The 8,170-nt window shown below is 73.3% G+C and carries 9 protein-coding genes; 3 read left to right on the forward strand and 6 right to left on the reverse strand.

The genetic code is table 11. The features are described from left to right. On the forward strand, positions 1-454 hold a 454-nt coding region (locus K6I33_RS27575; protein WP_229357243.1), incomplete at its 5' end, for a hypothetical protein. Positions 455-471: 17 nt separating this feature from the next. Here K6I33_RS27575 and K6I33_RS27580 read toward each other — a convergent pair. Both K6I33_RS27580 and K6I33_RS27585 read right to left on the reverse strand, forming a co-directional pair. After that, complete coding sequence (locus tag K6I33_RS27580) at positions 472-2,058, reverse strand: NAD(P)/FAD-dependent oxidoreductase (RefSeq protein ID WP_229357244.1); 1,587 nt, start codon at positions 2,056-2,058, stop codon at positions 472-474. Between the two features lie 94 nt (positions 2,059-2,152). Then, on the reverse strand, positions 2,153-2,725 hold the full coding sequence (locus tag K6I33_RS27585) for a TetR/AcrR family transcriptional regulator (RefSeq protein ID WP_229357245.1): 573 nt from the start codon (positions 2,723-2,725) through the stop codon (positions 2,153-2,155). A gap of 146 nt (positions 2,726-2,871) precedes the next feature. Here K6I33_RS27585 and K6I33_RS27590 point away from each other — a divergent pair, with 146 nt between their 5' ends. Continuing rightward, a complete protein-coding gene (locus K6I33_RS27590) occupies positions 2,872-4,062 on the forward strand; it encodes a cytochrome P450 (protein WP_229357246.1) in 1,191 nt (396 codons plus the stop codon). Then, complete coding sequence (locus K6I33_RS27595) at positions 4,059-4,283, forward strand: ferredoxin (RefSeq protein ID WP_229357247.1); 225 nt, start codon at positions 4,059-4,061, stop codon at positions 4,281-4,283. The genes K6I33_RS27590 and K6I33_RS27595 overlap by 4 nt, the downstream gene beginning before the upstream one ends. An 18-nt stretch (positions 4,284-4,301) precedes the next feature. Here the strand turns inward: K6I33_RS27595 and K6I33_RS27600 are convergent, their stop codons facing one another. The 4 genes from K6I33_RS27600 to K6I33_RS27615 form a co-directional block, all read right to left on the reverse strand. Then, a complete protein-coding gene (locus K6I33_RS27600) occupies positions 4,302-5,513 on the reverse strand; it encodes a cytochrome P450 (RefSeq protein WP_229357248.1) in 1,212 nt (403 codons plus the stop codon). A gap of 9 nt (positions 5,514-5,522) precedes the next feature. Then, the gene (locus K6I33_RS27605) at positions 5,523-6,110 is read right to left on the reverse strand and encodes a GNAT family N-acetyltransferase (RefSeq protein WP_229357249.1); all 588 of its coding nucleotides are present in this window, start codon (positions 6,108-6,110) and stop codon (positions 5,523-5,525) included. Positions 6,111-6,156: 46 nt separating this feature from the next. Continuing rightward, on the reverse strand, positions 6,157-6,906 hold the full coding sequence (gene uppS / locus K6I33_RS27610; protein WP_229357250.1) for a polyprenyl diphosphate synthase: 750 nt from the start codon (positions 6,904-6,906) through the stop codon (positions 6,157-6,159). 432 nt (positions 6,907-7,338) lie between these two features. Then, positions 7,339-8,170, reverse strand: an 832-nt coding sequence (locus K6I33_RS27615; protein ID WP_229357251.1) for a chitinase, incomplete at its 5' end; no start/stop codon positions are given.

Below are 8,170 nucleotides of genomic sequence, written 5' to 3' on the forward strand. Positions count from 1 at the left end.
GGGGGCGGGTGGGCTGGCAGGCTCGTCGCACACCGGCGAGCGAAGGGCGGAGCAGTTGATGAAGTGGTTGGCGGCGAGGACGCGTTGGGCGCTGCGGGCGGGCGTGAGCACGGTGGGTGCCCTGGCCCTGTTCCTCGCCTCCGGGCCGGCGGCCTTCGCGGCGACGTCGTGCGGGGGGCAGTCGTGCCTCACGGTGGACGCGAAGGGCCGGTACGTGTTGCGGGCGTCGGCCACGCCCGCGCCGGACGGTGATTTCCTCGGCCTGTTCCATATGTACGGCGCCGGTCTGGACGGCAAGAGCGCGCTGCGGCACTGGCGGCCCGGGCAGCTGTACGGGATGGCGCTGGGGCGGAACGTCCCGGACCGTACGTGGATCTGCGTCGACGGGTGGCGGAAGCTCGACGAGGGCGGTTTCGCGCCGCACGGGCACGCGTGTGTGCAGGTTCACGGGTAGGGGTGTGCCGGGCGCCGTCAGGGCCGCGCGGGCCCGGTCAGTTCCTTGGCGACGATGTAGCCGGAGCCGCCGTTGACGCCGTGGCCGGGCCAGGTCGCGGCGCCGACCATGAAGAGGTTGGGGACGACGGTCCGGTGCGAGGGCTGTCCGGGCAGGGGGCGCAGGAGGTAGCTCTGGGCGAGTTCGTGGCTGCCGCCGTAGGGGTCGCCGGGGCCGCAGTTGGGGTTGAAGCGGGCCAGGTCGGGCGGTGTGATGACGTGGCGGCCCAGGACGGCGCCGGGGAGGCCGGGGGCGTGGCGGCCGGCGAGTTCGAGGACGCGGTCCGCGAAGGCGTTCTTGACGTCGTCGGTCCAGCCGTCGGCCGTGTCGATCTCGCCGGCCGCGTCGCCGCGCAGGCGCAGCGGGACGTCGAGGAGTTGCAGCCGGGCCACGGCCGCGCCGGGCGGGCAGCGGGTGGGGTCGGCCGCGGAGGGGGTGTCGATGGAGATGGTGGGTTCCGCCGGGAGGAGGCCGCGGGTGGCCTCGTTGACCGAGCGGGAGAGCGCGTCGAGGCCGCCGGTGAGGTGGGACTGGCCGGTCCTGGCGAGGCGTTCGTCGGCGAACCGGGGCGGTGCGGAGAGCGCCAGGTGGATCTGTACGCAGCCGCGCCCGTAGCGGTAGTCGCCCGCCTGTCGCCGGATGAGGGGCGGGACGGCGCCCTCCTCGTGGGCGAGCAGCTGGAGGTAGAGCTGGTCGGGGTTGACGGAGGCGACGACGGCCTCGTCGGCGCGCACGACCTCGCCGTCGGCCGTGCGGACGCCCACGGCGCGGCCGTCCCGGACCAGGATCCGGTCCACCCGGCGGCCGGTCTCGATCCGTCCGCCGTGCCGTTCGGTCAGGGCGGCGAGGGCCTGCGCGAGGCGTTCGCTGCCGCCCTCGGGGGTGGGCATGCCGGCGGAGGTGACGGCGAGGAGCACCATGACGGTCCAGAAGGAGCTGTTGACCTCGTCGGGGCCGCGGCCCAGGTGGAGGGCCCAGGGGGCGAGCAGCCCGTGGGCGACCGGTGAGGCGAAGGTGTGCTCCAGCAGGTCGCGGGAGGTGCGCAGGAACTGCTGGGCGAAGGTCGAGTAGTTCCCGTCGTCGTGCATCAGGTCGTGGATGACGCGGGCGGGGCCGGGACTCGCGAGCTCGGCGGCGAAGAGGCCGAACACCGGCCCGGCGTACGGCTGGAAGTCCTTGAGGAGGGCGGTCAGCGCGGCGCCGTCGCCGGGGGCGAGGCGCTCGGTCTCGGCCACGTTCTCGTCCGGGTCCGTCGACAGCACGGCCGTCCGCGCGCCGGGCATCGACACCCCGACACAGTAACGAGAGTTGCGGTAGGTGAGGCCGAGGGCGGTGAGCTCCGGGCCCAGTTCGGCGTAGGCGGGGCCGGTGGTGAACAGGGGGTGGGCGGAGGAGTAGGTGTCGTGGAGGAAGCCGGGGACGGTGAGCTCTTCGGTGCGTACGAGCCCGCCGGGCCGGTCGTTCCTTTCGAGGACGATGACGCCCCGGCCCGCCCGGGCCAGGTATGCCGCCGTGACCAGGGCGTTGTGGCCGCTGCCGACCACCACCACGTCGTAACGCCGCATGGTGGATGGTGGCACGCGGGCTTCGCCCGGGTGAAGTACGCAACGGGCTGAGACGGACCGGCGTTCCCGTCTACGTGCCGCCGCCGGGGCCCGTTCAGGCCAGCCCCTCCAACAAGGTCCGGGAGGCGTCGAGCATCAGCCGGCATACCCGTTCCGGGTCGGCGCCGGCCAGCGGCTCCTGGCGGACGACAAGGCGGGTGAGCCCGATGCCGAGCAGCCAGGCGAGGACGAGGGCCGCGCGCAGCTCGGCGTCCTCCTCGCCGGTGAGATGGGCCAGGGTCCGGGCGTACTCCTCGCCCAGGCGCCGGCTGGCGTCGGCCACTTCGTCGTCGCCCCCGGCGGAGCGCAGGAAGACCTCCAGGGAGCGGTCGCCGTGGGGGGCGTCGCCGGGGGCGAGCATCCCGCGCAGGGCCGATTCCAGCAGCCGTTCGGGCGGGGTGTCCCGCAGCCGTCTGCGCCCGTCGTGCGCCATGACCTCGCCGAAGAGGGCGGTCTTGGAGCCGAAGTACCGGAAGAGCAGGGCCTGGTTGACGCCGGCGCGGTCGGCGATCGCGCGGACGGTGGTCCGGTCGTACCCCCGCTCGGCGAACAGCCCGGCCGCGGCGTCGATCAGCGCCTGCCGGGTCGTGTCGGCGTGCCGGCGCCGTACGGGCCTGTCCTCGGTCATCCCCCGCTCCTCCCCACGGAAACCACGAAACCGCCCGGTCGTCCCCCGGGCGGGTGCGACAACCCTGGCCGAAGGCACCGTTGACGCGCTACCCACCCCGTCCTACGTTTTTGTAAGCAGACGCTTACATCGCGAAGAGGGGTCTCATGTCCACCTCCCACGACGAACCTGTCGTCTATCCCTTCAACAACGCCGAGGGCCTCACCCTGTCCACGTCGTACGAGCGGGCGCGGCACGGCGAGGGGCTGCTGCGGGTGCGGTTGCCCTACGGCGAGCCCGCCTGGCTCGCGACGCGCTACGCGGACGCCCGCCTCGTCCTGGGCGACCGCCGGTTCAGCCGGGCCGCCGCCCAGGCGCACGACGAGCCCCGCCAGTCGCCGGGGCACCGCGACAACGGCCTGCTCAGCATGGACCCGCCCGACCACACCCGGCTGCGCACCCTGGTGACCAAGGCGTTCACCGTGCAGCGGGTGGAACGGCTGCGGCCGGCCATCCGGTCACTGGCCGAGGGCCTGCTGGACGACATGGTCGCGGCGGGCCCGCCCGCCGACCTGGTGGAGCACTTCGCGCTGCCGCTCCCGGTCGCCGTGATCTGCCGGATGCTCGGCGTGCCCGAGGAGGACCGGCCGCTCTTCCGCAAGTGGAGCGACGACGCGCTGTCGACCAGTTCGCTCACCGCCGAGGAGTGGGAGGCGAGCCGGGACGAGCTGCGGGCCTATATGGCCGGGCTGGTCGCCGAGCACCGGGCCCGGCCCGCCGACGACCTGATGACGGCGCTCATCGAGGCGCGGGACGGCACCGGCCGGCTCTCCGAACTGGAGCTGGTCGACCTGTGCGTGGGCATCCTCGTCGCCGGCCACGAGACCACCGCCACCCAGATCCCCAACTTCCTGCTGACGCTCCTGGAGCACCCCGGTGAGCTGGCGCGGCTGGGCGAGGACCCGGAACGGGTCCCCGCCGCGGTGGAGGAGCTGATGCGCTTCGTCCCCCTGGGCATGGCCGCGAGCTTCGCCCGCTACGCCACCGAGGACGTCGAGGTGGGCGGCACGCTGGTGCGGGCGGGCGAGCCGGTCCTGGTGGCGGTGGGCTCCGCCAACCGCGACGCGCGGCGCTTCGGCTCCCCCGACAGCCTCGACCTGGGCCGGGAGGGAAACCAGCATCTGGGCTTCGGCCATGGCGTCCACCACTGTCTGGGCGCGCCCCTGGCCCGGCTGGAGCTCCAGGAGGCGCTGCGGGCCCTGGCCCTGCGGCTGCCCGGCGTCCATCTCGCCGGGGAGGTCGTCTGGAAGACGGAGATGCTGGTCCGGGGGCCGCGCTCGCTGCCGGTGGGGTGGTGAGGGCGTTGGCCTGGCGGGTGACGGTGGACCGCGTCCGGTGCATGGGCTCGGGCATCTGCACGGCCCTGGCGCCGGGGCTGTTCACGATGGACGGCGAGCGGTCGCACGGGCCGGACGGGGAGTGCGGGCCGGACGAGGCGCTCCTCGACGCGGCGGACTCCTGCCCGGCGGGGGCCATCACCGTCGTCGAGGACGGGCGGGTGATCGGCCCCCGCGACTGAGTCCGGTGCCCGCGGTCCTCAGCACTCGACGAGCAGCTCGCGCAGCCCCCGGATGACGAAGCCCGGCTTCCACTCCGGCTCCGCCATGAGCCGCAGACCCGGTGCGCGCCGCAGCAGCTCGCCGAAGGACGCGGCGAGTTCGAGGCGGGCGAGCGGCGCGCCCAGGCAGTAGTGGATGCCAGCGCCGAAGCTGAGGTGGGGGTTGTCCGCACGGGTGAGGTCCAGCCGCTCCGGCGCGGGGAACCGGGCCGGGTCGTGGTTGGCGGAGCCGAGGAGCAGGGCGACCTCGCTGCCGCGCGGGATGAGCGTGCCGCCGATCTCGATGTCGTCGAGCACCCAGCGTTCGAAGAGCTGGAGCGGTGTGTCGTAGCGCATCAGCTCCTCGATCGCCCCCGGCAGCAGCCCGTGGTCGGCGCGGAGCGCGGCGAGTTGCTCCGGATGGCGGAAGAGGGCCCACCAGCCGTTGCCGGTGGTGTTGACGGTGGCCTCGTGACCGGCGTTGAGGAGCAGGACACAGGTGGAGACCATCTCCTGCTCCGTCAGCCGGTCCCCCTCGTCATGGGCGACGATCAGCGCGCTGATCAGGTCGTCGCCGGGGGCGGCGCGACGGGCCGCGATCAGTGACCTCAGGTACGCGGAGAACTCGGTCGAGGCCCGTACCGCGCGCCGCGCCGTCTCCTCGGTCGGGTTGAGCTCGTACATCCCGCAGATGTCCGCCGACCAGGGGCGCAGCAGGTCCCGGTCGGCGGTGGGGATGCCGAGCGTCTCGGCGATGACGGCCACCGGGAGGGGCTCGGCCAGCGCCGCCATCAGGTCGCCGCCGCCCTCGGCGAGGAGGCCGTCGACCAGTTCGCGGGCCAGCCGCCGGACGACCGGCGCGAGCCGTTCGACGGTGCGCGGGGTGAAGGCCTGCGAGACCAGGCGCCGGATCCTGGTGTGGTCGGGCGGCTCCAGGTCCAGCAGGCCCTGGTCGTTGAGGGTGTGGAAGGGCTCGTGCCCGGGGGGCGGCGGCGTCCGCCCGAACTCCTCGTGGGTGAACCGGTGGAGATAGGTGCGCCCCAGCCGGCGGTCGCGCAGCAGCGCCGAGACGTCGGCGTGACGGGGCACCAGCCACTGCCGGCTGGGCTCGAACCAGTGCGCGCGCCCCGCCTCGCGCAGTGCCGTGAATCCGGGATAGGGGTCGGCGACGAACCGGGGGGACCATGGGTCGAAATCGGCGCTCGCATCCATGTGCGGAGCCTACTCGGGACGGTCGGTCGCCAGCCGGGCGTGCAGATGGGCGTCGTGCCTGCGCCCGGAGGGCTCCTTGAAGTGGTCCCGCATCACCCCCTCCAGCCGGAAGCCCGCGGCGACCGCGACCCGGCAGGAGGCGACGTTGGCCAGTACGTGGTCGAGGTAGATCCGGTGCACGCCGAGCCCGCCGTCCTCGGGGGCGGCGAGGGCCCAGCGGGCCGCCGTGTCCAGGGCGGTCCGGGCCGCGCCCCGGCCCCGGGAGCGCGGCGTGACCCAGTAGCCGGTGACCGCCTGGTCCGGCAGCCGGTGGACCTCACGGACGCTCAGCGCGCCGTGGAGCTCCCCCGTCGCCTCGTCGGTGACGGCGAAGCAGGCGTCCCCGTTCGCCCACGCGGCCATGCGCAGCCGCAGCCACACGGCCGCGCGCTCGTCGACGGGCGCCTGGACGGTGGCGTCGCCGGCCGCCCAGCGGAGGATGTCCGCGTCGCGCAGCGCTTCGGCGACGGCGGGCTCGTCGTTCTCCCGGAAGGGCCGCAGGAGCAGGCCCTCGGCGGTGAGGGTCGTCGGGGTGAGGGACGGCAGTGCAATGGTCATGGGTGTGTTGTAGTCGATCTCCTTTCGCCGCTGCCGGGCGGGGTGTTCACAAGCCGTAGCGCCGGTGCCGCGACGCGTACGAGTCCAGGGCCAGGTCGAATTCGTCACGGGTGAAGGAGGGCCAAGGGACGTCGCAGAAGTAGAACTCGGAGGCGGCGGTCTGCCAGAGCAGGAAGCCGGAGAGCCGCTGCTCCCCCGAGGTCCGGATGATCAGGTCGGGGTCGGGCTGGTTGCGGGTGTAGAGGTGCTCGGCGATCAGGTGCTGCCAGTTGCCCGCCGGGTCGTCGGCGTCGGCCGGCGGCATCGTGCCGGCGCACAGGATCTGCCGTACGGCGTGGGCGATCTCCCGGCGGCCGTCGTAGGCGACCGCGACGTTGACGGTCATGCCGGGCGCCCGGTGGCTGATGTCGCGGGCCCGTTCCATGGCGGCGCGCAGATGGCCCGGCAGGGCCATGAGGTCGCCGATGGGGTTGACGGGCCAGCGCCGGAGGGCGGCCAGCTCCTCGATGGTCTCGCCGATCAGTGGGAGCAGGCCGGACAGTTCCTGGTCGGACCGCTTCAGGTTGTCGGTCGACAGCCCCCATAAGGTGAGCGCGGTGAGCCCGGCCTGTTCGGCCCATTCGCACACCTCGCCGAGCCGGCGCGCGCCCTCCCGGTAGCCCTCGACGGGGTCGAGCCCCCGGGCCCGGGCCCAGCGCCGGTTGCCGTCCATGATGATGCCCACGTGCTGGGGTATCGGCCGGGCCGTGGCCGGCCGGGCCACGGCGGGGGTCGTCGTACTGACCACTCCTGACATGCGGTGCCTCCTTGCCGCTCACCCGGGCCCCGCCGGCGGGTGCCGGCCCGGGTCCGGGAACGTACGCAGGGCCTGTGTCTCGGGGGTGGATCGGGGACCGTCACACCTCACACCTCTGAGCCCCGGAGGGCAATCACCCTCACGGGGGGCTCACGCGCCTCAGCGGCGCACAGCTACATCCGGCGACGGGGAACGCCGGGCTTCTCGCTCCGCGCGCCCGCGCTCCGCGCCTCGTACGCCGGAATCGGCCTGCCATCGCGATGGTGATGAACGTGAGCCACGGTCACACACTTTCCGGGAGGCGGCTGACTCAACCCCGGCAACTTTGTTCGCCCGGGCTACGCCGCTACGACACCTTCGGCCACAAGGCGGGCGGCATATTCCGTACGCGGCTCGCCGGAGGCAGGTGCCGGACCACCGCCCGGCTCCCCCTCAACGCCCTTGCAGGGACTTGACGTTGTCGCCGAATGTCCAGTTCCGTGACCCGTCCCAGTTGGCCGACCACGTCATCAGGCCCTTCAGGGCGCCGCCGTAGGTGTTCCACGCGCGGGCCACCAGGTCTGGGGACATATGGCCGCCGCCCGCGCCCGGCTGGGCCGGGAGCCCCGGGACCTGCTTGTCGTAGGGGACCGTGACGGTGGTGCCCTGGACGACGAGTCCTCTGTTCAGGCAGTCGGTCTGGGCGGTGAACCCCTCGACCGTCCCGGCGGAGTAGGAGTCGCCGGAACAGCCGTACATACTGCCGTTGTAGTACTGCATGTTGAGCCACCAGAGGCGGCCGTCGTCCGCGTACTTCTTCACGATCGGCAGGTACGCGCCCCAGATCGAGCCGTAGGTGACGCTCCCCCCGGTGACGTAGGCGGTCTCCGGCGCCATGGTGAGGCCGAAGCCCCGGGGCATCCGGGCGAGCACACCGTCGATGATGCGGATCAGATTGGTCTGCGAGGGCGAGAGCCGGCCGATGTCGCCGCTGCCGACGAGGCCGGTCTCGATGTCGATGTCGATGCCGTCGAAGTTGTACTTGGTGAGGATGGGGACGATCGTCTCGACGAACCGGTCGGCGACGGCACTCGAGCCGAGGTCGATGCCCGCCGCCGCGCCGCCGATGGACAGCAGGACGGTCTGCCCGGCCGCCTTGGCCCGGCACATCTCGGCCGGGGTGGGGACCTTGACGGTCGCGTCCATCCCGTCCTCCCAGAAGGCGGTGCCGTCCGCGAGGATGACGGGGAACGCCGCGTTGAGCACGTTGTAGCCGTGGGCGGGG

The sequence above is a fragment of the Streptomyces sp. UNOB3_S3 genome (genome assembly GCF_020740895.1).
In the GTDB taxonomy this organism is placed as follows: domain Bacteria; phylum Actinomycetota; class Actinomycetes; order Streptomycetales; family Streptomycetaceae; genus Streptomyces.

Coding starts and splice junctions, on each gene's coding strand:
- uppS (WP_229357250.1), bottom strand. CDS start 6,906: ATGTCAGGAGTGGTCAGTACGACGACCCCCGCCGTGGCCCGGCCGGCC.
- K6I33_RS27590 (WP_229357246.1), top strand. CDS start 2,872: ATGTCCACCTCCCACGACGAACCTGTCGTCTATCCCTTCAACAACGCC.
- K6I33_RS27585 (WP_229357245.1), bottom strand. CDS start 2,725: ATGACCGAGGACAGGCCCGTACGGCGCCGGCACGCCGACACGACCCGG.
- K6I33_RS27605 (WP_229357249.1), bottom strand. CDS start 6,110: ATGACCATTGCACTGCCGTCCCTCACCCCGACGACCCTCACCGCCGAG.
- K6I33_RS27580 (WP_229357244.1), bottom strand. CDS start 2,058: ATGCGGCGTTACGACGTGGTGGTGGTCGGCAGCGGCCACAACGCCCTG.
- K6I33_RS27600 (WP_229357248.1), bottom strand. CDS start 5,513: ATGGATGCGAGCGCCGATTTCGACCCATGGTCCCCCCGGTTCGTCGCC.